The sequence below is a fragment of the Stenotrophomonas sp. TWI1149 genome, from assembly GCF_039673155.1.
Taxonomy (GTDB): Bacteria; Pseudomonadota; Gammaproteobacteria; order Xanthomonadales; family Xanthomonadaceae; genus Stenotrophomonas; species Stenotrophomonas maltophilia_AA.
This window is the reverse complement of the sequence record NZ_JBDJLB010000002.1, coordinates 294,648-317,999: the sequence shown is the minus strand read 5'-3', so window position 1 is coordinate 317,999 and position 23,352 is coordinate 294,648. Positions and strand designations below refer to the sequence as shown.

Genomic DNA, 23,352 nt, shown 5'->3' with positions numbered 1-23,352 from the left:
TCCTGCCATCACCGGCCGCTGGCCGACTTCTTCGGATGTTGCCCACCCCGCCATCAGCCCAGCGGCCTGGCCAGGTCCACCCGCGCCACCAGGAAATCCAGCAGCGCGCGCACCCGCAGCGGCAGGTAACCGCCCTGCCCCTGGAACACCGCATGCACCTCTTCCCGATCGCCGGGATTGGCGTGCTCCAGCACCGGCAGCAGCCGCCCCGCCGCGACATCGGCCTGCACCTGGAACGCCGCCAGCCGCGCGATGCCCACGCCGCCGAGCACCAACCGGCGCAGGGCCTCGCCATCACTGGCGCGCACGTTGCCCTCGGTCGGAATGACCGTCCGTTCGCCGTTGAGCTCCAGTGGCCACCCCGTATACGCGCGTGGATGCCCGATATCGAGCCGGTTGTGCGCCAGCAGCGCGTCGGCGTCTTCCGGCAGCCCATGCCGGGCGGCATAGCCGGGGGCGGCCACGATCATCATCCGGGTCGCACCCAGCCGCCGCGCGACCAGGCTGGAGCTCTTCAGCGGCCCGGCCCGCACCGCCACGTCGGTGCGCTGTTCAAGCAGATCGATCACCTCGTCGGTCAGCACCAGGTCCACCCCGACCTGCGGGCGCAGCGCGAGGAAGTCCGGCAGCAGCGGCAACAGGAAATGCTGGCCGAACGGCACGTTGGCGTTCACCCGCAGGCGTCCGCGCGGCTCGGCATGTGCGCTGGCACAGCGCTCGGCCTCGTCCAGATCGGCCAGCACCCGTAACCCGCGCTCGTAGAAGGCACAACCCTCCTGGGTCAACTGCAGCTGGCGGGTCGAGCGCTGCAACAGGCGGGTGCCCAGCCGCTGCTCCAGCCGTGAGACCAGCTTGCTGACCGCCGAGGGACTCAGCTCCAGCGAGCGGGCCGCCGCCGAGAACCCGCCGGTTTCGACGACCCGGACGAATACTTCCAGTTCGCCGGAACGGTTGATGTCGGTGCCTGCCATGGGATGAATCCAGTTCACAGATGATTGTCCACAGGCAGTCTAGTTCACAGGTGAACCGAAGATCACCATGGCATTCCCTCACCCACGGATTGCCCGATGCATGCCCTCGCCCGCCTCACCGCCACTGCCCTGCTTGCCACCGCCGGGGGTGCAGCAGCGGCCCCTCCGACGACGTGGGTCGCCAGTTGGCAGGCCAGCCCGCAACCGGTGTGGGACGCAGGCTTCCTGTTTCCCACGCTGATTCCCGCGCATCTCGAGGCACAGACCTTCCGCCAGACCGCGCGCCTCGGCCTGGGGGGCGGGAAGCTGCGCGTGCGTCTGAGCAATGCGTATGGCAGGCAGCCCCTGCGGATCAGCGCGGCCAGCGTTGCTGCCGGAGCGGGACGACCCCCGCTGGCGCTCTCGTTCGACGGGCACAGCGACACCCTGATCGCGCCCGGCAAGGAACGCCTGAGCGACCCGCTGGCGCTGGCCACCGCCGATCTGCAGGCCGTGCAGGTGAGCGTCTACCTCGCCGAACGCACGCCGCTGCAGACGTTCCACTGGGACGGCCGGCAGACCGCGTCGTTCGCCGCTGGCGACCAGACCCTCGCCCCCACCCTGACCGCCACCGCGACCACGACCGCCCGCCTGTTCGTCTCGGGCATTGATGTGGAAGCGCCCGCCGATGCCCGGAGCGTGGTCGTGATCGGTGACTCGATCACCGATGGCGCGACCGCCAGTCTGGACCGCGACCAGCGCTGGACCGACCACCTCGCCGCGCGCCTGGCGCCGCAGGGGGTGGCCGTGGTCAACGCAGGCATCTCCGGGGGACGCCTGCTGCGCGATGGCATGGGCGAGGCAGCGCTGTCGCGGTTCCAGCGTGACGTGCTCGATCAATCCGGCGTGGCCAGCGTGATCGTGCTGCTGGGGACCAACGACATCGGCTGGCCCGGCACCGCGTTCGCCCGCACCGCGCCGGCGCCGACCCTGGCCGAGCTGCAGGCGGGCTATCTCGCCCTGGTCGAACGCGCCCATGCGCGCGGCGTCCGCATCCTCGGCGCAACCCTGCCGCCGTTTGAAGGCGCCCTGCCCGACACTCCGCTGGACGATTACTACCAGCCCGACAAGGACGCGCTGCGCCGTCGGCTCAATGACTGGCTACGGCAGGACAGCCCGTTCGATGCCGTGATCGATCTCGATGCCGTGCTGCGCGACCCTGCCGATCCCTCCCGGCTGGCGGCGGCGTTCGATTCCGGCGATCACCTCCACCCGGGCGATGCAGGCAACCGGGCGATGGCTGACGCGGTGGATCTGCAGGCGCTGCTGCCCCGCCAAGTGCCGGTCACGACACCCTGAGAACGAAAAAACCCCCGTGCCGAGGCGCGGGGGTCTGATCAGCAGCCTGTTCTGGCCAGGCCGGTCACCACGACCGGCCCAAAGCCATCACCGGCGCTTCTTGCGCACGTAGAGCACCAGCGAGTGCTCTTCCAGCTCGTAGCCGTGGTCCGCGGCGATCTTGCGCTGCAGCTCCTCGATCTCGTGGCTTTCGAACTCGATGATCTTGCCGCTGTCCACATCGACCATGTGGTCGTGATGACCACCGCGGTCCAGTTCGTAAACGGCCTGGCCGCCCTCGAAGTTGTGCTTCAGCACCAGGCCGGCGGCCTCGAACTGGGTCAGCACCCGGTACACCGTGGCCAGGCCGATCTCGTCACCGTGCTCCAGGAGCTGGCGGTAGATGTCTTCGGCGGTCATGTGGTGGCTGGCATTGCGCTGCTCGAGCAGCGCCAGGATCCGCATACGCGGATGGGTCACCTTCAGGCCGACTTTGCGCAGGTCGTGGGTTTCCATAGTTCTCCGTTCATTGGCGATTTAGCGCCAGCTGCCTCGGATTGGGTCGCGGCGACACGTCAGGAGTGTATCATCGACTCGATTTCCCCAAACGCCATTCCCCGATGCGCAATCTCCTGCTGGTCGCCGCCGTTGCCCTGTCCACCACGGGCTGCGGCATCATTTACAAGCAACCCATCTATCAGGGCAACCTGATCCGGGAGCAGGCCGTCGGTCAGCTGCAGGTGGGCCAGAGCAAGCAGCAGGTCAGTGCCCTGCTCGGCACGCCCTCCATCGCGGACCCGTTCCACGCCCAGCGCTGGGACTACACCGCCAGCCAGCGCGTGAACCGCGTCGGCAAGACGGACGTGAAGAACTTCACCGTCTACTTCGAGAACGACGCGGTGACCCGCTGGGACGGCGAGTACTTCGCCAGCGATGATGCCCAGCTGGCCCGCAGCACGGTGCGCCAGTTCGGCCGCAACCTGCCCAAGGACAAGAAGAAGCGCGGCCGCTGAGGCCCGCCTTCTTCAGTCAGCTGCCGGCGCGTGCGCGTCGGCGGCGATTGTCTTTCGGGTCGGCCAGCAGCGGACGCAGCAGCTCGACCCGGTCGCCCTCGCGCAGCCCCTGATCCGCCTTGGCCAGCAGGCCGTGCACGGCCACGGCCGGGCACCGGTCACTGCCTTCGATGGCGGCCAGCGCGACGGCGTCGGCAACGGTGGCCCCCTCGGCCAGCGTCAGCACCCGCGACGCGACCCGGTCAGGCCAGGCCAGCACCACCTCGACCGTGATCACGGCTCACTCCTGGGCGTCGGCGACGCGGACGAAGTCATTCACCATGCGATCGGCCAGACCCTGGAAGCCCAGCGCCAAGGCCGGACCGAGCAGGCGTGAGGTCGGCTCGAACTCCAGCGTCAGCGTGACCTTGCAGGCGTCTTCGGCCAGCGCATGGAACTCCCAGCGCCCGTGCAGGCGCTTGAACGGCCCGTCCTTGAGCTGCATATCGATGCTGTGCGGGCGCTGCAGCGTGTTCTCGGTCATGAACCAGGTCGAGAACGAGCCGAAGCCCAGATCCAGGCGCGCGACCAGGCGGTCCGGGCCGGACTCCAGGATCTGCGAGGCCGAACACCAGCGGAAGCGGCGCGGATAGGCGTCAATATCATTGACCAGGTCGAACATGCGGGCAGCCGAATGTTCGACCAGGGCACTACGGCGGATAGTTGGCATGCGATACAGATGTCTGATGAATCGACCGGGCGTGCCCGAATCGGAGACAATAGGGAAATGAGCAAGAACAGCGGCAAGGATAAAGCAAAGGACGCGACGGCCAACAAAACCATCGCGCTCAACAAGCGTGCCCGTCACGAGTACCACATCGAAGATCGCTTCGAAGCCGGCCTGGCCCTGCAGGGCTGGGAGGTCAAGTCGATCCGCGCCGGGCGCGGCAACATCATCGATGCGTACGCCTACGTGCGTGACGGCGAGATCTACCTGATCGGTGCGCAGATCACCCCGTTGATCCAGGCCTCCACCCACGTGGTGGCCAACGACCGCCGGGAGCGCAAGCTGCTCCTGCATCGCAACGAGATCGACAAGCTGATCGGCAAGGTCCAGCGCGACGGCTACACGATCGTGCCCACCGCGATGTACTGGAGCAAGAACAAGATCAAGCTCGAGATCGCGCTGGCCAAGGGCAAGCAGACCCACGACAAGCGCGATGCCGAGAAGGACCGCGACTGGGCGCGCGAGAAGTCGCGCACGATGCGCCGCCACAACCGCGACGCCTGATGACGCGCACGGTGCCCGCAGCGGGCATCCAGCCGGCCAGCGCCGAGGACACCCGCGCGGTGTTCGCCGGTCTGCTGGCCTTCAACCAGGCCGCCAGCGGCGATGCCCTGGACGACCAGCCGGTCAACCGCGTGATCCACGACGCCGCCGGCCAGGTGGTGGCCGGGATCGCCGCCGATGTCTGCGGGGGCTGGCTGATGGTGCATGCGCTGTGGGTCGACGACACCCGTCGCGGCGAAGGCCTGGGCCAAGCCCTGCTGGCCGATGCCGAACAACAGGCCCGCACGCTCGGCGCACACGCCGTGACGCTGGATACCTTCTCCTGGCAAGCCGAGGGCTTCTACCTCAAGCAGGGCTATGAGGTGTTCGGCCGGCTGCAGGCGTTTCCGCCCGGCCATCAGCGGCTGTATCTGCGCAAGTGGCTGTAGGGCCCCTACGCAGCGCCGGCCTCGCCGTCCGGGCAGTAGGCGTCATGCAACGCCGCCAGCACGCGCAGTGCCGGCGACTCGGCCAGCGCATAGAAGATCGTCTGCGCCTCGCGCCGGGTGGTGACCAACGCCATTCCCCGCAGCACCGCCAGGTGCTGGGACAGCGCTGACAGACCCAGCCCACTGAGCGGCTGCAACTCCCCCACCGACGCCTCGCCTTCCACCAACCGACACAACACCCGCAGCCGTGCCGGATGTGCCAGCGCCTTCAACAGGGCAGCGGCCTGGTCCGCTTGGGCGGCCATCTCTGCAGCACGGGAGGTCACAGGGGAATGTCGAGTCGGGTTCGAATCACGCATGACTTGCACTTTACCTGAGACAACCCTAATTTAGATTTATCTGAATTACAGGGCGAACCCATGTCGCATCCAGACCTTTCTACCGCTGCCGTTGATCGCCCATGACGCCGGGCTGGGTGACCGCCCTGGCGGGCGGTGTACTGATTGGCCTTGCCGCCACCGCCCTGCTCTGGCTCAACGGCCGCATCGCCGGCATCAGCGGCATCACCGCCGGCGCCTTGTTCCCGAAACGTGGCGAGACGGCGTGGCGCTATGCATTTCTGCTGGGGTTGATCGCGGCCGGTGCACTTGCGCTGCACTGGCTGCCCTCCGCCGCGCCCTCACGCACCGGCTTTCCGCCGGTACTGCTGATCGCAGGCGGCCTGCTCGTGGGCTTCGGCACCCGGCTGGGCGGCGGCTGCACCAGCGGCCATGGCGTCTGCGGCCTGGGTCGCCTGTCATTGCGCTCGCTCGTCGCCGTAGGGGTGTTCATGGTCACCGCGATACTGACCACCTTCATCGTGCGCCACGTCGCGGGGATCGCATGAACCGACAGAGTCTGGCCGCGCTCTGTGCGGGCGCCCTGTTCGGTCTCGGCCTGGCAGTCTCGGGCATGACCGATCCGCTGCGCATCCTCGGTTTTCTGGATGTCACCGGCGCGTTCGACCCGTCCCTGCTGTTCGTTCTCGGCGGCGCCGTCGCCACCACCGCGCTGCTGTTCCGGTTCGTGCTGCGCGCGCCGCGGCCGCGCCTGGCTGATCACTTCCATCTCAGCAACAGCCAACGGATCGACACCCGCCTGCTCGGCGGCGCAGCGTTGTTTGGCATCGGCTGGGGCTTGGCGGGCTATTGCCCCGGGCCGGCACTGGTCGGTCTCGGCTATGGGGCCCACGAAGCCCTTTGGTTCGTGCCGGCGATGCTCGTTGGCATGGCAGTGCACCGGGGGTGGGAACGTCAGGCTCAGCGCGCGTCGTCGACCTGATACGGTCGCATCTCCACCGGCGGCGGGTCCACGCCGTGCTTCTGGCGATACAACGCATTGAGATGGAGGTTCAGATGCAGCGCTTCGGCCTCGGCCAGCAGGCGCTGCTCGCCGCTAAGCCGTGCCCCCAGCATCATTTCCCGGTGCAGCGCCGTGGTCAGATCGCCGCGCATCTCGGCCACGCGGGATATCGCGTAGGCCTCGGGAATCCCTGCCGCATGGGTACCCGCCTTCCAGGACGACAGCAGGCTCAGCGCGAACAGATCGCCTTCCGCGCCGGCGGCCAGCAGACGACTTTCGGCCTTCGGGTCCACGCCCAGCCGCCGCGCATCGCGCATCGTTGCCGCCACCGTGTCGCCTGCCCGTGCCGCCTGGTCGAGCTCGGCGTCGGAGGCCTGCTGATAGCGGGTCCACTGCGCGCCATTGGGGAAGCCGTGCTGGTCGAGCCAGCGCCGCTCCTCCGGGTGACCGCTGCTGAAGGGGTCCTGGGCGATATCCAGGCCCTCCCGTGAGCGGGGGAGATCGGGGAAGGGATGGGGCGGTTTGGTCGAGGGGGGCGGCGCCGCTTCAACCGAAGGCGTGGCCGCCTGTACGGCCGGTTTCGACGCCTGCCCTGCCAGGCGCCTGCGCACCCGACGTCGACCGCCAAACGCTGGCGGCTCCGATCACCGCCACCACCAGCACCGCCACTGCAATCCACACCTGCTTCTTCAACGCCTCGTCCCTGTCTGCAACCACTCTTCCGGGGCCGGATTGTAGTCCGCCCGTGCGCCCAGGTGCCCGCCCCGCCTGACCCGCGGACGCCAGCGGGACAACGATCTTTCCCCGCCAACCCCGCACAACTGTCAGAATCCCCGCATTGATACGGAAAGGATCCGCGCGTGACTCTCGAAACTACCCCGGCACCCGCACTGGCGGCGGACGAACTGACCACCCTGCGCGCCGACGTGGCGGCGCTGGAGTTCATCTTTGACGAACTCGCCCGCGCCATGGACCCGGCCGCGCTGCTCAAGGTGCTGACCTACCTGATCCGCAACGCCAAGCGCGTCGCCTCGGAGACGCAGAGCTACGACAGCCTGGAGCACCGCCGCCTGGTGGCCCAGGTGGAATCGCTGATGGCCCGGGTCGAACCGCAGGCCAAGAAGCAGGCGATGACCGTGCGCAACGAGCACAACCGTCTGAAGAAGGAAAAGGCCCGCCACAAGGCCGACAGCCGCCGCCAGCTGCAGAAGTAAGTACCCGGCGGGCAAGGTGACTGTTCAGCTGGATTGGAGTAGCATCGGACCCGTCAAGTAGACGTCCGGTGCTGTTTCCGGATGAAGTGCGGTTCTTGAAGAAACCGGGGGTGCATTGGTTTCGACGGGGGTTGTGAAGTTACTTGGTGCATGCCGAGGGGGCAGCTTTCCTCGTTAATCCAGCAGCAAACTTTTAGTTGCCAACGACGACAACTACGGTTCGAACGACTTCGCAATCGCTGCCTAAAAACAGCTTTAGCGTTTAGTTCTACAGCCGCCTTAGGCGAACCCCCGAACCTACTTGTGCCCGTGCTCGTAGATGTAGGGTCATTATCACGGAACCGGTTGTGATGGCTGCCTGTCAGTCACGACTTAACTAAAGCAGGCTGGTCCTGGGGTGCGCTTTGCACACCGTGCTGCCACAGGATGAGATCTAACGGTGAGCTAAGCATGTAGTACCGGGGATGGAGTGCCTTCGGACGGCGGTTCAATTCCGCCCACCTCCACCATTGAAGGGTTCGAAAGAATCCTAAGAAGCCCGGGAACCCTTACACAACAAGGGTTCCCGGGCTTTTTTATTGCCGGCATCGTTCGGCACCGTGCGTTGCAGGTCGTGAGACCGTGGGGGCATATTCTGGGGCATCTACCCCATGCCCCCAGCCAGATGCGCGCACTTACCGATCTTGCCTTGCGGCGTGCCAAGCCGGCCGAGAAGACTTGGAGGCTGTTCGACGGCGGCGGGCTCTAGTTAGAGATTTCACCCAAGATGGCCGACAGATCATACGACATGCGATCGCCACCGGGAGTGCCGAGAGAAATCCCCTCACTGACCTGCGCGGAGCACTCGGTCATTGCTCTATCTCCTCGCGATAGGCGTAAAAAACCATCAAGGGGCGGGGGTCTCGCGGAACGAGTAAGGCCCGCTGGTGGGCGGACCTCATTGCATCTTTGCAGTCGATATTTTCTTGTGCGCTACCGTGCTCGTGTGATCGGCTCGATCTGTTTAAAAATCTGCCACAGCGCTTCGCTTCTCGTGTAGATAGGGAACCCTGTCTCAGGATCCTGCCGAACGTTGCGCGCATACTCCTCAATCATTTCGGCCCAGAGCCGGTTGAAACTAGCCCGCCTTATAACGCCGAGACGTTGCACGAACGCATCCCTCTCCACCAACGTCGGCGGCTCAGAAAGGCCCCACTCGGGGTGGTCGAGTTGCAGGAGAATCCACTCTCGGACAGGGCCGGCACTTTCGTTGAACTCCTTGCGCCGATCCCGACCGATCGCAAGCCAGTGACCGAGCAAAAGGCCTAGAAAGAAGCTCAGGACACTCCATTCAAGAGCTGACATGTCTACCCTACTTGCCCACTGGCGCGAGCTTGGCCGAGACCAACTTCAGCGGCTGATCGCGGGTGAAGCAGACCCCGACATAGACCAAGTACCCATCCCGCACGAACCGCGTCGGCTTTCGGTTGAACCCATCCAGCAGCGAGCGGTTCCGCCGCATCCGGTCTACCGCCTCCCGTAGCTCCGCCACCTCGCCCTCAGTGGGCGGCGCGTCACTACGTACCATGTCCAGGTTGGACGGCTCGGGGCTCATGGGCGGATTCTACCCCGACAGGAACCCTTGCCACCGGATGGCTCACCGGGTGCATGATCCGATCACCATCCCTCGGATGGTCGACAGCAGCTGGGCGTTCGGAATGTTGGTCCTGCCGTCCAGCAGTATCAGCACGCCCTGCACCTGCTGACCGGCGACAGCCGCGGCTTCTTCTTTGCGGCGGTCATGCGATGCAGGAGTGCTTTTGGCTTGCGCCAGCTTGACCGACAGGCTCGCCAGGCCGTTGAGGGCGCCGGTACCCTGCGGGTTCTGCCCGCAGCTCGTCCGGCCGCGCCGGCTCACCGCAGCCGCTGGCACCCACTACCAGCTGGCTGCCAGCGCCGCGTCAGGCAGCTTATCCAGCACGCTGGGATCGCGCCACCCCGTCCTCGCCGTAAATGGCCTGCGAGTAGGCCGTAACGTTTGCGCGCCCGGTATAGTGGATGAGGCTGGGGCAAGAGAACCGCGCTCCGTCATCGCGCTGCGGATTCCAATGTTCTCGAAGCTCCAAGCACCGCGGTAAGTTCGCATTGCGTCCGCCGGCGACGCTGCCCTCCCCCCCCTGCGCCAGCGTTTTCAGGCCGTTCCGACCCGGGAAGACCTTGAGGCGCTGCGGCGCGCTGTAGCCAAGGTTCTCCCGCACACGGCTGACGCCCTGCGGTTCGACCGCCATGTATGCCAGGAAGTGGGAGTTCTCCAGGGCCGACACGATGCCGAAGCGGATACATACATCTTCCTGCGTCTGCGCGTACTTGCCTGCGACAGTTTCAGTGCTCACCATAGTGTCTCCGTGGCAGGTGGCAGTGGCCCGATTCGAACGGGCGCCCTCCGGGTTATGAGCTCGGCGGGATGCAGCTTCTCCACCCTGCAATAGGTGCCCGCACCGCTACCGACTGGTGCGAAGTGACATGGTTGGTCCGGTGGTCCGCGGGCGTAGAAGGCCCATTACCGCTGCTGGATAGGCACATCGACCGGGGTAATGATCCCCACCCAGCTTCCGCCTAGAAATGGACTCGCCGGTCCCTGCCTCCTCTCGGCGAGGTACTCAGGCCTAGTCGCTCGGTGATCAATCGGTATTGGCACGTCAGGTGCGCAGAAGCCCCGGCTTTGGCCGAAGGCTTCAGGGACAGTTCTTGACATTTGCAAAATCAGATAACTTGATGACGTCACTGTCAAGCATTTTCGATAAACCACTTTCCGTGGCGGCTGTACTTTTTGAACTTTCCGCCGTAAACGTCCGTGTACTCCAACACTAAATCACAGCGTGCAAGCTGCTGCCGAATGTCCAGATGCAGCTTGTTCTCTGGCGACGGATCGTAAGCGACGTTTAGGATCTGAACGTCTTTCCCGGGTGAAATGGCACGGTCATCTAAAGAGGTTGCGATTGCGATGTTCAATGACCTGTACGGCATAACCGGTGCGATGGAATCGAAGGACTGTCCATCGTCTCGGATGAACCTCAACGTCTTGACCCTCATGGGTCCTATCCCGTCGTTCGCTAGAAAAATCACGACTCCGGTTTTCCCAAGCCCAAACCTCAATGTGGGGAATGGCACTACCGCCATTCGGTTGTGCGTATGCTGCGTTCGCCACGTCCGCCACGCCACAAAGCATGCGAGGGCGGCTGCAATTCCAGGCAATTTGTCTGACTCGCGCCAAAGGTCCTGAATCCCCGCATACACGGTTGCCACATCCATTAGTCTCCTCCATGAGCTAGGCGACCGCAGTGCCGCGCACGGAGTCTAATCCACGTCCAAGCTTGTAGCGATACTGCCATAGCGTCAGCCTGCTGCTCCGCCATCATCCTTTCCTTCACTGCCTAGCTGGCGGAAACCGTGAACTCGATGCGCAGGATCAGCGCCACGCCCCCACCACTGCCGCCGCTGCTTCGGCGTACTGGCTGACCTGAACGATCACGGCGGGGATTGCAGGCTTGGTCGCACGGTGTTGGATCGGTGCAGGGCCCCGAAAACGCGGAAGACCCAGCGCAGGGCCGAGGCATCAGGGACAACTGTTGAAAGTTGCAGACATAGGCATCTGATAACGCAACTTGTCAGCCCCTGCCGTATGAATTTGATCGCGGTAGTGAATCGCGAGATGGAGCATCTGTTGCATCTGCTCTCTCACGGCTATATCTGGCGGGCCCCATACCACCGCACCTTGCACTTTTGCAACCAAGCACCTCCCTGTTGGGCATCGAGCCTGACTTCAACCCCCTCACGGCAACGTAAACTTCCGCGCCATCCGAAGCGGCCACACCGAGGTGAACTGCGCGCCGCCCACCAGCCGGTACGCCGCAGACACACTGTGCAGCACCCCCATCCTCTCCAGCACATCCTTGGTCTTCCGGAACGTCGGGCGCGGATCCGCAGTGAACATGAAAAGGTTGATCTCTTTCGCGCTGACGTCGTAGCCATCCAGCGTCGCGGTCTTGCCGAGCGCGGTGGTCAGCTCGGCCTCCAGCGTCGCCAGGAAGGCCTCATCGTCCAGCGACTTGCGCCAGAACTTGATCACAAGCTGGTAATCCATCAGGCGGACCCGTCATTCAAGAAGTGAACCGCCAAGGTTACCCGCATGGCGGGCATCACGCTGTCGTCGAGGCGGCCGCGATCGTCTGCGCCAGCCGGTCGGCGATGGCCTGCCGCACCTCGGGCGCCAGCCGCGAGCGCGACAGCGCTTCGAACACCCACATGCCGTCGGCGGCGAGCTTGGCGATGAACAGGTCCAGCGCAGCCGGGTCGCTCAGGTCCTGCGGCGTGGGCGGCGACCAGCGCTCCACCACCGTGGTCCAGGGCTGCATGTTCTCGTCGGTGGCGGCTGCATCGAACATCAGCTGCAGCTCCGCCCGGCTCGCGGTCTGGGCACAGGTGAGTGCGTAGGCCTGGTAGCGTTCGGTCCTCCCCGCGGCCTCGGCCGGCTTGCCGGCCGCATCGATCATGCTTGCCTCCCACACGCTGGCCAGGTGCTGGTGGATGCCCTGCAGCAGCGCATCACGCGAGGGGAAGTGGTACAGCAACCCGCCCCGGGCGATGCCGGATTCGGTGGCGACCGCTTCGAAGGTGAGCGCGGTGATGCCGTCGCGTTCGATCACGCGGACGGCGGCGTCGAGGATGTTGGTTCGGTTGCTCGGGCGCATGGGCTCAGTGGGCGTGGGAGACGGTGGTGGCCGTGCCGGGGCCATGGCGGCGCAGCAGCACGCCGGTGATGACCGTGCCGACCAGCAGCACGGCGGCAATCACATACAGTACCCAAACATAGCTGGCGTCGTAGGCGCTGGCGGCGGCAGCGAGCCATCCCGCGTCAGCGCCCGGCCGGGCCGCCAAGGCGAACGCCTGCTGGATGCTCTCACCGGCACCGGCATCCACGCCGTCCGGCAGCGACACGGTGGCCGAGTACAGCGCGGCGATCAGGCTGCCCAGCAGCGAAACCGCGAACAGGCTGCCGAACTCATAGGAAACCTCCTCCACCGACGACGCCATGCCGGCGCGGTGCGGCGGCACGTTGCCGATGATCGCGGTGGAGGCGACCGAAATCGTCGCGCCCATGCCCAGCCCGGTGAGCAGCAGCCCGGCAACGGTCCATCCCAGGTCGCCACCGAAGGTCGTCGCCACCAGCAGCACGCCCGCGGTGCCGACGCCGAGGCCGCCGGTGATCAAGGGCAGCAGCCCGACGCGATGCAGGAACGCACCGCCGAAGATCGCGCTGGGCAGGCAGCCGAGCGCGACCACCGAGACCAGCAGACCGGCCTGCAGCGGCGTGTACTCCGCCACCAGCTGGAAACGCTGGGTGGTCAGCAGCTGCAGGCCCGCGATGGCGAACATCGCGAACGCGGCCGAGAGCACGCCGGCCAGGAACGGCGCGTTGCGGAAGATGGCCACGTCGAGCATCGGGTACGGCAGGCGACGCTGACGACGCAGGAACAGCACCAGGCCGACAACGAAGGTCAGCGCGGCCCCGCCGGCCAGCGGCCAGTTCGGCGGTGCATGCGCGATTTCCTTGATCGCCACCACCAGGCCGGACAAGGCCACCAGGCTGAGCAGCGAGGAGAACATATCCCACGGTCTGCTCGCATCGGGCGTGCCGTGCGGCGCGAACAGCACCGCACCGACCAGGGCCAGCAGCACGATCGGCACGTTGATCAGGAACACCGAGCCCCACCAGAAGTGCGACAACAGCACGCCGCCGACGATCGGGCCGAGTGCCGCGCCGATGATGGAGATGCAGCCCCAGACCGCGACCGCCAGGTTGCGCTCGCGCTCATCTTCGAAGGTCAGGCTGATCAGCGCCAGGGTGGCCGGCATCATCGCCGCGGCACCCACCGCAAGCAGCGCGCGGGCCCCGATCAGCAGGTTGGCATCCGGGGCGAACGCGGCCAGCAGCGAGGCGATGCCGAAGATCACCAGGCCGATCAGGAACATCCGGCGATGACCCAGGCGGTCCCCCAGGGTGCCCGCACCCAGCAGCAGGCCCGCCATCACCAGCGGGTAGGCGTTGATGATCCACAGGCCCTGCAGCGGCGTGGCGCCGAGCTCGGCGGTCAGGGTCGGCAAGGCGGTGTACAGCACCGAATTGTCGAGCGTGATCAGCAGCAGGCCGGCGGCGACGGTGAGGAGCAGGCTCCAGCGCTGGGTCTTGGTCGGGGTCATGGGGGAGGCAAACGGATCGGGCGGGGTCGTAACTATACAGGACGTCCTGTTTTGTTAAGAACCCTCTGCAGCTCGGGTGTTCAGGCTGCGGAGGGCGCGTCGGTGCGCCACCCGGACGTGGCCGCCCCGCCCGCCCATTCGCGTTTGTTCGATGGCAGGGGGGCTCACCCGGGCAGGCGCGCCTGTCCGGTCCGCACGGTGTCGGGGATGGCTATGGACGGACAGAAAGAGGCATTTCGGCAGGCACACGCCGAGCTGGAACAGTGCTGGACAGGCGGCCGGTCGGCCGCCCAGCGTTGGGCGGTATACGACCAGATCCACGATCGGCTGGTCACGCAGTGGCCGGCCGATGCCAACCGTATCGTCGGGATGATGGTGATGTGGGTGACCGAAATCCGCGGCAGCTGCCCGTCCCCCTGCCCCGCCACCGGGTCAGCCGGGAAGAGCAGTACGCTGCGGCTGCGCCCCTGCCGCATCGATTCCTGACCGCCTACGGCGCGGGCGGCTGGAAGGGCTCGTTGTGCCCGGCCACTTCCATGTTGATGGCATTGATCAGTGCCGATACGGCGGACGCCAGGCGGCGGCTGTCGGCGATGGAGCCGAAGAACAGGATCGAGGTGCCGTCCAGTTCGACGCCGGCCAGGCCGAGCTCGCCCTTGAGCGCGGCGACGCGCTCGTCGAACAGTTTCAACCAGTGCGCATCGGGAATGACATCGAGCATCGCTACGATGGCTTCGTCCGCACCATGATCGACACGGGTCTGCAGTGTCGGGACGTCGAAACCCAGCAGTCTTGGCACGCTGCTGTCCGGTACGGGGATGCTCATGCGCGCATGGTAGCCGGTAACCCTGGGCGGTGCTGGGGAATCCAGCCACGAAGCATCCACAGTCCCTTGATCGGCGCGCGATCATGCTCGGCACGACACGCCCCTGCCGGGCCACCGAGGACCTGCCATGACACCGTTCCGTTCACTGCTGTTGACCACGCTGCTCGCCGTGACACCGATGCTGGCCACCGCGGCGGACAAGGTCACCACCACGCCGGTGCATTTCACCAAAGGTGCCAGCAGCGCCACGCTGCGCGGCACGCTGTCCGGCTATGAGACCGTCCGCTACACGATCGCGGCGCGCGCCGGCCAGACCATGGCGGTGACGATCGATGGCAGTCCGAATGCCAGCTTCAACGTGTTCGCCCCCGGCGTGGTGCCCGGCCAGGGTGAGGCGCTGGGCAGCAACGATGAGAAGCGGCGCTGGAGCGGCACCTTGCCGACCTCAGGCACCTATGTCGTGCAGGTCTACCAGATGCGCGCGCAGGCGCGCCGTGGCGAAAAAGCGCCGCACAGCCTGACGGTCGCCATCCGCTGAGCCCTTCCCCGGGTATCCTCGGCGTTGTCGGCTGCCTCCTCGCAAGGACCCCGGGATGGACTTCCTCAAACTGCTGCGGTCGCTGGAAGAGTTTCTCTACGAGCTGTGTACCTGGTTCCTGTTCTTCCCGCGCACGCTGTATCGGGTGATCGTGCATCCGCGGCGGATGGCGCAGTACGTGGATACCGAACTGAAGGAAAAACTGGAGCATCAGTTCGACGATGCGATCAGTCCGCCGATGTTCCTGATGCTGGCGGTGCTGGTCGCACACGGCGTCGAGCTGATGCTGCACCAGCAGATCGTCGGCACCGGGGCACTGTCGCGCTCGGTCTTCGGCAATGAGGAAAGCCTGCTGCTGTACCGCTCGATCACCTTCGCGATCTGGCCCCTGGTGACCACCACGCACCTGCTGCGGCGCAAACACGTAGCGCTGACCCGCGAGTCGCTGCGCCGGCCGTTTTTCATGCAGTGCTACCTGACCGCGCCCTTCGCGGTGACACTGTCCACCAGCATGGTGTTCGTGCGGCTGCCAGGCGAGCTGTCGACCGTGCTCGGCGTCATCGTCGGCGTGATCGCCGCGCTCTGGTACGCCGCGGTGCAGGCCCGCTGGTTGAAGGTCGCACTGCAACGTTCCTGGCTCAACACGATCCTCTCCACGGCGTGGGTGCTGGTGCTGGGCGCGCTGATCAACCTCACGCTCGGGATCATCCTGCTGTCGAACTGATCACATCGCCGGAAGGCTCCGCGAGGCGGGAGTAGACGTCGAAATCACGCGACACGCCGGCCACCCGGCGATAACGACGCAGGCGGCCTTCCAGGTTGAAGCCACACCGGCGCAGCACGCCTGCCGAGGCGGCATTGGTATCCAGCACCGACGCCTGGATCCGCTGCCAGCCGAAGCGCTGCCAGGCCCACGCAACCACTTCATTGCACACGGCACTGGCGATGCCCCGTCGCCAGTAGTGCGGTGCAAGTTCGTAGGCGATCTCGGCCGTGCCATGCTGCCAATGGATGCTGTGGAAACCGATGCTGCCCGCCAACGCACCCTCGGTGTCGACGATGGCCAGCCACACCTGGGAGGCGGACGCATCCTGGCCGCAGGCAGCGAGGATGGGCTTCAGATCCTCGGCGGAGGCCAGCGACCAGCTGGTCTGGGCGGTCACCTCCGGCAGCCGCAGCACCGCGTACCACGCGTGCGCGTCTTTGGGCTGCAACCAGCGCAGCGACACATCAGGGTGGCCGGCGGGCGGCACGGCAACAGGCGAACGGGTCACATCGATCTCCAGCAAGGCGTAGCGCCATTCAAGCGGAGTGCCGCAACGTGTACAAGCCTGGTGCCCCCGTGATAGATATCCAGCGCGCATGTGCGCGACTGCAGAGAGCAAGGATCATGCTGATGAAACTGCATTTGGCCACGACGGCCGCACTGGTCATGGCGTTGGGTGGCATCGGGGCGGCCGTGACGGCCGACGCGGCGGGACCTGGGACGTCCACCACCGATTGCGTTCGCCTGTCCAATGGCCCCTACGCCCATCAACGCTGCACCGTCACGCATATCGAGGACGACGGCAGCGTGTGGACGTCGGTGTACTACATCGACCACAACGGCCAGTGGTATCTGCCGGCCGACTGAGTCTCGTCTTCCGGCAGGGGGACGGGCCGTGGAACCGGCCCGCTCCCCGATCAACCGCCATGTCGCGCATAGCCTTGCCCCGCCCTTCCATGCGACTCTCCGGGAACGTTTTCATGGAATGGAGGGATTCCACATGCTGTCTCGTTTCCGTCGGCCCGCGCTGCTGGCCCTGATGATGCTCGCGGCCCCGCTGGGTACCGCTTGGGCGCAGACACCGGCTGCGTTGAAGGTGATGTCCTTCAACGTCCGCACGCCGGCCGATACCGACCCCGGCAAGCGCTGGGAAGACCGCCGCGATGCGATGGTCACGCTGATCCGTGAGCAGAAGCCCGAGGTGATCGGCACGCAGGAACTGGTGCAGAAACAGGGCGCGTACCTGGTTGAGCACCTGCCCGGGTATGCGCTGTTCGGCAAGGACCGCCGCGGCGGCCACGGCGACGAACACATGGGCGTGCTGTACGACACGGCGCGCCTGAAAGTGCTGGAATCGGGGGACTTCTGGTTGTCCGATACGCCGGACGTACCGGGCAGCATCACCTGGGGCAACCTGTTCCCGCGCATGGTGACCTGGGCGCTGTTCCAGCGGCAGGCCGACGGCCAGCGCTTCTATCTGTTCAACACCCACCTGCCCTACCGCGATGAGGATGAGCCGCGTCGCGTGCTCGGTGCGAAATTGATCGTCTCGCGCCTGGCGGCGCTGCCCAAGGACATTCCGGTGGTGGTCACCGGCGATTTCAACAGTGAGCCCGGCAGCGACACCTACAAGGCGTTCACCGCCGCGTTGGGCGATGCACGCACGCTGGCCAGCAGGGTCGACGGCCCGCGCCTGACCTTCCACGATTTCACCGGTAGGCCCACGGTGGAACTGGACTGGATCCTGGTGCGCGGCTTCAGCGTGGACCGCTTCAGTACGCTGGACCAGAGACCCGGTGGCGTGTTGCCGTCGGACCATTATCCGGTCCAGGCCGAGCTGCGTTTCGCTGCACCGGCTGCTGCCGCAGGCAGGTAATCGCCTGTCCGCTGGACGGCCGGGGGCCGTCCAGCGGCATCACACCGCCGCGAGGGCGGTGCGATAGCGGGGTCGTCACCGGCGCTGCGGTCAGCGCTGGGTGACCGCCACCGGCGTATTGGCCGCGTCCTGCTGCTGGCCCCAGCCACCCAAGGCCTTGTACACACCGACCACGCTGACGTTGACCGTGGATTCGGCCTCGGCCAGCGCGTCATCCGCGGCAAGCTGCGTGCGCTGTGCATCCAGCAGGGTCAGGAAGTCTTCCGAGCCCTCGCGGAAGCGGATCTGCGCCAACTCCTCGGCACGCCCTGCGGCCTGGGCCTGCTCGGCGACAATCGCCAGGCGGGCCTGCTGCTTGGCGTAACGCGTCAGTGCGTTCTCGGTGTCTTCCAGTGCCAGCAGCACGGCCTTTTCGTACTCGGCCGCGGCTCCGTCGGCCTGCGCCTTGCTCGCGCGCAGACGGGCTTTCACCGTGCCGAAATCGAACGCGGCCCAGCTGATCGACGGGGTCACCGACCATGCCTTGTTGTTGCCGTTGACCAGCCCACTGGCATCGCCGGACAGGAAGCCGACGAAGCCGCTCAGGCTGATCCGCGGGAACAGATCGGCCGTGGCCACGCCAACGCGTGCGGTCGCCGCCGCCAGGCGGCGCTCGGCCACGCGCACGTCGGCACGCTGACGCAGCAGATCGGTGGTGTCACCCAGTGGCAACGCCTTGGCGTACGGCCGCATCTCGCGCGGCTGCAGCAGGCTGTCCAGCGCGTCCGGTCGCTGGCCCAGCAATACCGCCAGGCGATGACGTGACTGCACTTCGGCCACTTCCAGCAGCGGGATGTCGGCCTCGATCGCCTTCAGTCGGGCACGGCTGCTCTGCACGTCCAGCTCGCTGCCGGCGCCCAGTTCCCACCGCGTTTCGGTGAGCTTCTGGGTGTCGCGCAGATTGACCAGGGTGCGCTTTGCCACCGCGATGCGCTTCTGGGTACCGCGCAGCTCGAAGTAGTTGCGGGCCACTTCGGCAGCGACGGTGACCTGCGCATCGGCGAGGTTGTCCTGCTCGGCACCCAGGTCCGCGCGCGCCGCTTCGGCGGCACGGCGCTGACGGCCGAACAGATCCAGCTCCCAGCCGGCATCGAAGCCGAGCTGGTAGGTCTCGCTGAAGACGCGCTCGCCACCGACGGTCGCATCCGGCTGCTTGCGACGGTCGTAGCTGCCACCGCTGGTGACGTGCGGCAACTGGTCCAGGCGCTGCTCGACGAACACCGCGCGGGCCTCACGCACGCGCGACATCGCGATGCGCAGGTCCAGGTTGGTGCCCAGTGCGTCATGCACCAGCTGCTCCAGCACCGGGTCATCGAACTGGGCCCACCAGCTCGCCACCGGCGAGGTGGTGGTGAACACCGGCGCGGCGGCGCCCTGCAGGGTCACCGGCTGGGCCGGTGGCGCCTGGTAGTTGGGGCCGACGCTGACGCAGCCGGCCAGCAGCGCGCTGGTCACGGCCACGGTCAACAGGCGGATCACCATGGCAGCACCTCGCCGAGGTAGGTGAAGCTGCCGTTCGGGCCGTCGGCATCGATCAGCGCCATGCCGACGCTGGAACGCGCGCCTTCGCTGATTTCGATTTCGCCCTCGCCACCGTTCATATCGGTTTTGACGTAGCCCGGATGCACGGTGTTGACCTTGGTGGTGCTCTCGCGCAGCTCGTAGGCCAGCTGCACGGTCCAGGCATTCACCGCGCTCTTGGAGGCGTTGTAGGCCGGCACCGCGAAACCGTAGATCGGCGAACCCGGCTGGCTGTGCAGGGTCAGCGAGCCCAGGATGCTGGACACGTTGACGATGCGGCCGGCCGGCGACGCGTTGAGCAGCGGCAGGAAGGCCTGGGTGACGGCGATCACCGCGAACACATTGGTGTCGAAGGTATCGCGCCAGGTCTGCAGGGTCTGCGCCGAGGGGGCCAGCTTGATGTCGTCCAGCAGGATGCCGGCGTTGTTGACCAGGATGTCCAGGCGGCCGTGACGCTCGGTCACGGTCTGCACGGCGGCGGCGATGCTGGCGGCATCGCCCACGTCGAGCTGGATCGCCTCGACCGGCAGGCCCTCGGCCTGCAGCTTCAGCGCCTCGGCCACGGCGACGTCGCGCTTGCGCCCGGCCAGCAGCGTATGCACGCCGGCCTGGGCCAGCTGACGGACGGTTTCCAGGCCGATGCCGCGGGTGGCACCGGTGACCAGGGCGATCTTTTGGGTAGCGGTATTCATGTGAAAAACCTCGCGGGGGAAGGAATCAATGATGGATGGTCGGTTCGCCGTGGGTCACCAGCTGCCCGCCGCCGTTACGGCTGACGAACTTGCGCAGGGCCACGTAGAACACCGGGGTCAGGAACAGGCCGAACAGGGTGACGCCCAGCATGCCGGCGAACACCGTGATACCGGTCACCGAGCGGACTTCCGCACCGGCGCCATGCGAGATCACCAGCGGGATGGTGCCGGCAATGAACGCGATGGAGGTCATCACGATCGGGCGCAGACGCAGGCGGCACGCTTCCAGTGCAGCCTCCACGATGCCCTTGCCGCCCATTTCCAGTTCTCGGGCGAACTCGACGATCAGGATCGCGTTCTTGCATGCCAGGCCCATCAGCACCACCAGGCCGACCTGCACGAACACGTTGTTGTCGCCACCGGTCATCCATACGCCGAACAACGCGGACAGCAGGGTCATGGGGACAATCAGGATCACCGCCAGCGGCAGCGACCAGCTTTCATACAGCGCGGCCAGCACCAGGAACGCCAGCAGGATCGCCACCGGGAACACGATGAAGGCGGCCTTGCCCTGGGTGGCCTGCTGGTAGCTCAGGTCGGTCCACTCGGTCTGCATGCCCACCGGCAGGACCTGCCCGGCGATCTCGGTCAGCTTGGCCATGGCCTCGGCCGAGGACAGCATGCGCGGGTCGGCTTCGCCGGCCAGATCGGCCGCCGGGTAACCGTTGAAGCGCAGCACCGGATCCGGACCGTAGGTCTCCTTCACGGTGACCATCGAGCCGATCGGCACCATCTCGCCACGGTTGTTGCGGGTACGCAGGCGACCGATGTCTTCCACGCTGTCACGGAACTGGCCGTCGGCCTGCGCGATCACCTGCCAGGTACGCCCGAACTGGTTGAAGTCGTTCACGTACGCCGAACCCAGGTAGGTCTGCAGCGTGTCGAACAATTCGGTCAGCTCCACGCCTTGGGCCTTGGCCTTGACGCGGTCCACTTCGGCATCCAGCTGCGGCACGTTGGCCTGGTAGCTGGTGATCGGGAACGCCATGCCCGGGGTCTGCGCGACGGCACCCTGCATCGTGCTCACGGCGGTCTGCAGTGCGCCGTAGCCGAGATTGCCGCGGTCCTGGATGAACATCTGGTAGCCGTTGCCGTTGCCCAGGCCGAGGATCGGCGGCGGCATCATGGAGAACGCGAAGCCCTCCTGCAGCCCGGCGATCTTGGCATTGATCTCGGCATTGATCTGCGCGGCGGTACGGCCCTTGCGCTCACTGAACGGCTTGAGCGGAACGAACGCCACACCGGTGTTGGGCGTGTTGGTGAACTGCAGCGCGTTCAGACCCGGGAACTGGATCGTGTGCGCCACGCCATCGGTGTTGCGCGCGATCTCGGCGACCTTGGCCAGCATGGCATCGGTGCGTGCGATCGAGGAGCCTTCCGGCAGCTTCACGCCGGCGATGAGGTACAGCTTGTCCTGGGTCGGGATGAAGCCGGCCGGGACCGCCTTGAACATCAGGCCGGTGGCCAGCAGCAGGCCAGCGTAGACCACGAACACCAGGCCACGACGGCCCAGCAGGCGGCCGACCGATCCGTGGTATTTCTCCGAGCTGGTCTTGAAGAAGCGGTTGAACGGACGGAAGATCCAGCCGAACAGACGGTCGATCAGACGGGTCAGGCCATCCTTCGGTGCACCGTGCGGCTTGAGCAGGCGCGCGGCCAAGGCCGGCGACAGGGTCAGCGAGTTGATCGCCGAGATCACGGTCGAAATGGCGATGGTGACGGCGAACTGCTTGTAGAACGCACCGGTCACGCCCGACAGGAACGCCATCGGCACGAACACGGCACACAGCACCAGCGCGATCGCCACGATCGGGCCGGAGACTTCACGCATCGCCTGGTGGGCCGCGGCCAGCGGGGTCAGGCCTTCTTCGATGTTGCGCTCGACGTTCTCCACCACCACGATCGCGTCATCGACCACGATGCCGATCGCCAGCACCAGCCCGAACAGCGTCAAGGTGTTGATCGAGAAGCCCAGCACGTACAGCGCCGCAAACGTACCCACGATGGACACCGGCACGGCGATCAACGGAATGATCGAGGCGCGCCAGGTCTGCAGGAACAGGATCACCACCAGCACCACCAGCGCGATCGCCTCCAGCAGCGTGGAGACCACGGCCTTGACCGAGTCGCGCACGAAGATGGTGGTGTCGTACACCGCTTCGTACTTCACGCCGGCCGGGAACTGCTTGGTCAGCTCATCCATGGTATGGATGACCGAGTCGCGGATTTCCAGCGCGTTGGCGCCCGGGGCCTGGAAGATACCGATACCGACCGCGTTCTTGCCGTCCAGCTGCGAGCGCAGCGTGTAGTCACCGGCGCCCAGTTCCAGGCGGGCGACATCGGACAGGCGCACCACTTCACCGTCGTCACCGGCCTTGAGCACGATGTCGCGGAATTCCTGCTCGCTGCGCAGGCGACCCTGGGCGTTGATCAGGGTCAGGAAGTCGCTGCTCGGCATCGGCTCGGCGCCGAGCTGGCCGGCCGAGACCTGCACGTTCTGCTCACGCATCGCACGCACCACGTCGCTGGCGGTCAGGCCGCGCGCGGCGATCTTGTCCGGGTCCAGCCATGCACGCATGGCGTAGTCGCCGCCGCCGAACATCTGCGCATCACCGACGCCCTGCAGGCGTGCCAGGGCATCCTTGACGTGCAGGCGGGCGTAGTTGCGCAGGTACAGCGAGTCGTACTTGCCGTCCGGCGAGGTCAGGTGGACCACCATCAGGAAGGTCGGCGACTGCTTCTGGGTGGAGACACCCTGGCGGCGCACGTCTTCCGGCAGGCGCGCCTGCGCCTGGGCGACGCGGTTCTGTACCTTGACCGCGGCTTCGTCCGGGTCGGTACCCGGGCGGAAGGTCACGGTCATCTGCAGCACGCCGTCGGAGCCGGCGACGGACTTGATGTACATCATGTCCTCCACGCCGTTGATCGCCTCTTCCAGTGGCGTGGCCACGGTTTCAGCGATCACCTTGGGGTTGGCGCCCGGGTACACCGTGCGCACCACCACCGACGGCGGCACCACTTCGGGGTACTCGCTGATCGGCAGCATGGGGATCGCGATCAGGCCTGCGGCGAAGATCACGATCGACAGCACCGCCGCGAAGATCGGCCTGTCAATGAAAAAACGGGAAAAGTCCATGGGTGGATTCCTGGGTGTTCGCCGACACCAGCGTGCAGGACCCCTGCCGCTGTCGCGGACGACAGCGGAGACGGGCAGCCCCGCACGGGGCATCAGCGAGGGAA

31 protein-coding genes, 1 tRNA gene and 1 other RNA gene are annotated in these 23,352 nt (G+C 66.2%); 13 read left to right on the top strand and 20 right to left on the bottom strand.

Annotation, left to right across the window (positions count from 1 at the left end; all coding sequences use genetic code 11):
- Nucleotides 1–53: 53 nt before the first annotated feature.
- Entirely contained in the window at nt 54–971 is a 918-nt protein-coding gene (locus tag ABE424_RS03695) for a LysR family transcriptional regulator (RefSeq protein ID WP_346490869.1), read from the bottom strand.
- Between the two features lie 96 nt (nt 972–1,067).
- On the opposite strand from ABE424_RS03695, the gene ABE424_RS03690 reads away from it, so the two are divergent.
- Nucleotides 1,068–2,309 (top strand): SGNH/GDSL hydrolase family protein, encoded by a 1,242-nt coding sequence (locus ABE424_RS03690; protein WP_346490868.1) that lies wholly within the window; start codon nt 1,068–1,070, stop codon nt 2,307–2,309.
- Between the two features lie 87 nt (nt 2,310–2,396).
- Here ABE424_RS03690 and fur read toward each other — a convergent pair whose 3' ends face one another.
- Complete coding sequence (fur, locus tag ABE424_RS03685) at nt 2,397–2,804, bottom strand: ferric iron uptake transcriptional regulator (RefSeq protein ID WP_070470227.1); 408 nt, start codon at nt 2,802–2,804, stop codon at nt 2,397–2,399.
- Between the two features lie 104 nt (nt 2,805–2,908).
- Here fur and bamE point away from each other — a divergent pair, with 104 nt between their 5' ends.
- A complete protein-coding gene (gene bamE / locus ABE424_RS03680; protein ID WP_179459172.1) occupies nt 2,909–3,301 on the top strand; it encodes an outer membrane protein assembly factor BamE in 393 nt (130 codons plus the stop codon).
- A gap of 16 nt (nt 3,302–3,317) precedes the next feature.
- Here bamE and ABE424_RS03675 read toward each other — a convergent pair whose 3' ends face one another.
- Together ABE424_RS03675 and ABE424_RS03670 are read right to left on the bottom strand one after the other, a co-directional pair.
- A complete protein-coding gene (locus ABE424_RS03675; RefSeq protein WP_346490867.1) occupies nt 3,318–3,578 on the bottom strand; it encodes an RnfH family protein in 261 nt (86 codons plus the stop codon).
- A 3-nt stretch (nt 3,579–3,581) separates the two neighbouring features.
- Nucleotides 3,582–4,010: a type II toxin-antitoxin system RatA family toxin gene (locus ABE424_RS03670; protein ID WP_176989739.1), complete on the bottom strand. Its 429-nt coding sequence runs from the start codon at nt 4,008–4,010 to the stop codon at nt 3,582–3,584.
- Between the two features lie 57 nt (nt 4,011–4,067).
- Between ABE424_RS03670 and smpB the strand changes: the two genes are divergently transcribed.
- Both smpB and ABE424_RS03660 read left to right on the top strand, forming a co-directional pair.
- Nucleotides 4,068–4,571: an SsrA-binding protein SmpB gene (smpB, locus tag ABE424_RS03665; RefSeq protein ID WP_179459174.1), complete on the top strand. Its 504-nt coding sequence runs from the start codon at nt 4,068–4,070 to the stop codon at nt 4,569–4,571.
- Nucleotides 4,571–4,999 carry a GNAT family N-acetyltransferase gene (locus tag ABE424_RS03660; protein WP_346490866.1) on the top strand — a complete coding sequence of 143 codons (429 nt, stop codon included), beginning with the start codon at nt 4,571–4,573 and terminating at the stop codon, nt 4,997–4,999. Before smpB ends, ABE424_RS03660 begins: the two co-directional genes overlap by 1 nt.
- Before the next feature lie 5 nt (nt 5,000–5,004).
- On the opposite strand, the gene ABE424_RS03655 is transcribed toward ABE424_RS03660, so the two are convergent.
- On the bottom strand, nt 5,005–5,304 hold the full coding sequence (locus ABE424_RS03655; protein WP_346477950.1) for a metalloregulator ArsR/SmtB family transcription factor: 300 nt from the start codon (nt 5,302–5,304) through the stop codon (nt 5,005–5,007).
- A 155-nt stretch (nt 5,305–5,459) separates the two neighbouring features.
- Here ABE424_RS03655 and ABE424_RS03650 point away from each other — a divergent pair, with 155 nt between their 5' ends.
- Nucleotides 5,460–5,885 (top strand): YeeE/YedE family protein, encoded by a 426-nt coding sequence (locus ABE424_RS03650; RefSeq protein ID WP_346477949.1) that lies wholly within the window; start codon nt 5,460–5,462, stop codon nt 5,883–5,885.
- Nucleotides 5,882–6,319 carry a YeeE/YedE family protein gene (locus tag ABE424_RS03645; protein WP_346477948.1) on the top strand — a complete coding sequence of 146 codons (438 nt, stop codon included), beginning with the start codon at nt 5,882–5,884 and terminating at the stop codon, nt 6,317–6,319. Before ABE424_RS03650 ends, ABE424_RS03645 begins: the two co-directional genes overlap by 4 nt.
- Here ABE424_RS03645 and ABE424_RS03640 read toward each other — a convergent pair.
- Nucleotides 6,298–6,951: a hypothetical protein gene (locus tag ABE424_RS03640; RefSeq protein ID WP_346490865.1), complete on the bottom strand. Its 654-nt coding sequence runs from the start codon at nt 6,949–6,951 to the stop codon at nt 6,298–6,300. The two genes, ABE424_RS03645 and ABE424_RS03640, sit on opposite strands and share 22 nt — an antisense overlap.
- 249 nt (nt 6,952–7,200) lie before the next feature.
- Between ABE424_RS03640 and ABE424_RS03635 the strand changes: the two genes are divergently transcribed.
- On the top strand, nt 7,201–7,554 hold the full coding sequence (locus ABE424_RS03635; RefSeq protein WP_121042052.1) for a hypothetical protein: 354 nt from the start codon (nt 7,201–7,203) through the stop codon (nt 7,552–7,554).
- 106 nt (nt 7,555–7,660) lie between these two features.
- Nucleotides 7,661–8,063, top strand: a transfer-messenger RNA (tmRNA) gene (gene ssrA / locus ABE424_RS03630).
- Between the two features lie 463 nt (nt 8,064–8,526).
- Here the strand turns inward: ssrA and ABE424_RS03625 are convergent.
- From ABE424_RS03625 to ABE424_RS03585, 9 genes are all read right to left on the bottom strand, one after another.
- On the bottom strand, nt 8,527–8,898 hold the full coding sequence (locus tag ABE424_RS03625; protein ID WP_346490864.1) for a hypothetical protein: 372 nt from the start codon (nt 8,896–8,898) through the stop codon (nt 8,527–8,529).
- A gap of 7 nt (nt 8,899–8,905) precedes the next feature.
- On the bottom strand, nt 8,906–9,148 hold the full coding sequence (locus tag ABE424_RS03620; protein ID WP_346490863.1) for a hypothetical protein: 243 nt from the start codon (nt 9,146–9,148) through the stop codon (nt 8,906–8,908).
- 42 nt (nt 9,149–9,190) lie between these two features.
- Nucleotides 9,191–9,451: a hypothetical protein gene (locus ABE424_RS03615; RefSeq protein ID WP_346490862.1), complete on the bottom strand. Its 261-nt coding sequence runs from the start codon at nt 9,449–9,451 to the stop codon at nt 9,191–9,193.
- A 52-nt stretch (nt 9,452–9,503) separates the two neighbouring features.
- Complete coding sequence (locus ABE424_RS03610; protein WP_346490861.1) at nt 9,504–9,926, bottom strand: hypothetical protein; 423 nt, start codon at nt 9,924–9,926, stop codon at nt 9,504–9,506.
- A 20-nt stretch (nt 9,927–9,946) separates the two neighbouring features.
- Nucleotides 9,947–10,017: transfer RNA gene (locus ABE424_RS03605), tRNA-Met, on the bottom strand.
- Nucleotides 10,018–10,320: 303 nt separating this feature from the next.
- A complete protein-coding gene (locus tag ABE424_RS03600; protein ID WP_346490860.1) occupies nt 10,321–10,626 on the bottom strand; it encodes a hypothetical protein in 306 nt (101 codons plus the stop codon).
- Nucleotides 10,627–11,365: 739 nt separating this feature from the next.
- The gene (locus ABE424_RS03595) at nt 11,366–11,677 is read right to left on the bottom strand and encodes a hypothetical protein (protein WP_179459177.1); all 312 of its coding nucleotides are present in this window, start codon (nt 11,675–11,677) and stop codon (nt 11,366–11,368) included.
- A gap of 55 nt (nt 11,678–11,732) precedes the next feature.
- Entirely contained in the window at nt 11,733–12,284 is a 552-nt protein-coding gene (locus ABE424_RS03590; protein WP_346477938.1) for a TetR/AcrR family transcriptional regulator, read from the bottom strand.
- A gap of 4 nt (nt 12,285–12,288) precedes the next feature.
- Nucleotides 12,289–13,794 (bottom strand): MFS transporter, encoded by a 1,506-nt coding sequence (locus tag ABE424_RS03585; protein ID WP_346490859.1) that lies wholly within the window; start codon nt 13,792–13,794, stop codon nt 12,289–12,291.
- A 207-nt stretch (nt 13,795–14,001) separates the two neighbouring features.
- On the opposite strand from ABE424_RS03585, the gene ABE424_RS03580 reads away from it, so the two are divergent.
- A complete protein-coding gene (locus tag ABE424_RS03580; protein ID WP_176989726.1) occupies nt 14,002–14,280 on the top strand; it encodes a hypothetical protein in 279 nt (92 codons plus the stop codon).
- A gap of 4 nt (nt 14,281–14,284) precedes the next feature.
- Here the strand turns inward: ABE424_RS03580 and ABE424_RS03575 are convergent, their stop codons facing one another.
- Complete coding sequence (locus tag ABE424_RS03575; RefSeq protein WP_194243709.1) at nt 14,285–14,620, bottom strand: hypothetical protein; 336 nt, start codon at nt 14,618–14,620, stop codon at nt 14,285–14,287.
- A gap of 127 nt (nt 14,621–14,747) precedes the next feature.
- Here ABE424_RS03575 and ABE424_RS03570 point away from each other — a divergent pair, with 127 nt between their 5' ends.
- Nucleotides 14,748–15,158, top strand: a complete 411-nt coding sequence (locus ABE424_RS03570) for a g-type lysozyme inhibitor (protein ID WP_346490858.1) — start codon at nt 14,748–14,750, stop codon at nt 15,156–15,158.
- Between the two features lie 55 nt (nt 15,159–15,213).
- A complete protein-coding gene (locus ABE424_RS03565) occupies nt 15,214–15,882 on the top strand; it encodes a hypothetical protein (protein WP_346490857.1) in 669 nt (222 codons plus the stop codon).
- Here ABE424_RS03565 and ABE424_RS03560 read toward each other — a convergent pair.
- A complete protein-coding gene (locus ABE424_RS03560) occupies nt 15,863–16,432 on the bottom strand; it encodes a GNAT family protein (protein ID WP_346490856.1) in 570 nt (189 codons plus the stop codon). The two genes, ABE424_RS03565 and ABE424_RS03560, sit on opposite strands and share 20 nt — an antisense overlap.
- Nucleotides 16,433–16,554: 122 nt before the next feature.
- On the opposite strand from ABE424_RS03560, the gene ABE424_RS03555 reads away from it, so the two are divergent.
- Nucleotides 16,555–16,791, top strand: coding sequence for a hypothetical protein (locus tag ABE424_RS03555; protein WP_346477932.1), 237 nt, complete (start codon nt 16,555–16,557; stop codon nt 16,789–16,791).
- A gap of 133 nt (nt 16,792–16,924) precedes the next feature.
- The gene (locus ABE424_RS03550) at nt 16,925–17,800 is read left to right on the top strand and encodes an endonuclease/exonuclease/phosphatase family protein (RefSeq protein ID WP_346490855.1); all 876 of its coding nucleotides are present in this window, start codon (nt 16,925–16,927) and stop codon (nt 17,798–17,800) included.
- 90 nt (nt 17,801–17,890) lie between these two features.
- Here ABE424_RS03550 and ABE424_RS03545 read toward each other — a convergent pair whose 3' ends face one another.
- Genes ABE424_RS03545 through ABE424_RS03535 form a run of 3 tightly spaced genes read right to left on the bottom strand, consistent with a single transcriptional unit; the run spans nt 17,891 to nt 23,248 of the window.
- Entirely contained in the window at nt 17,891–19,321 is a 1,431-nt protein-coding gene (locus ABE424_RS03545; protein WP_346477930.1) for an efflux transporter outer membrane subunit, read from the bottom strand.
- Nucleotides 19,315–20,052 (bottom strand): SDR family oxidoreductase, encoded by a 738-nt coding sequence (locus ABE424_RS03540; protein WP_121041922.1) that lies wholly within the window; start codon nt 20,050–20,052, stop codon nt 19,315–19,317. The genes ABE424_RS03545 and ABE424_RS03540 overlap by 7 nt, the downstream gene beginning before the upstream one ends.
- A 25-nt stretch (nt 20,053–20,077) precedes the next feature.
- A complete protein-coding gene (locus ABE424_RS03535) occupies nt 20,078–23,248 on the bottom strand; it encodes a multidrug efflux RND transporter permease subunit (protein ID WP_176989719.1) in 3,171 nt (1,056 codons plus the stop codon).
- Nucleotides 23,249–23,352: the final 104 nt, after the last annotated feature.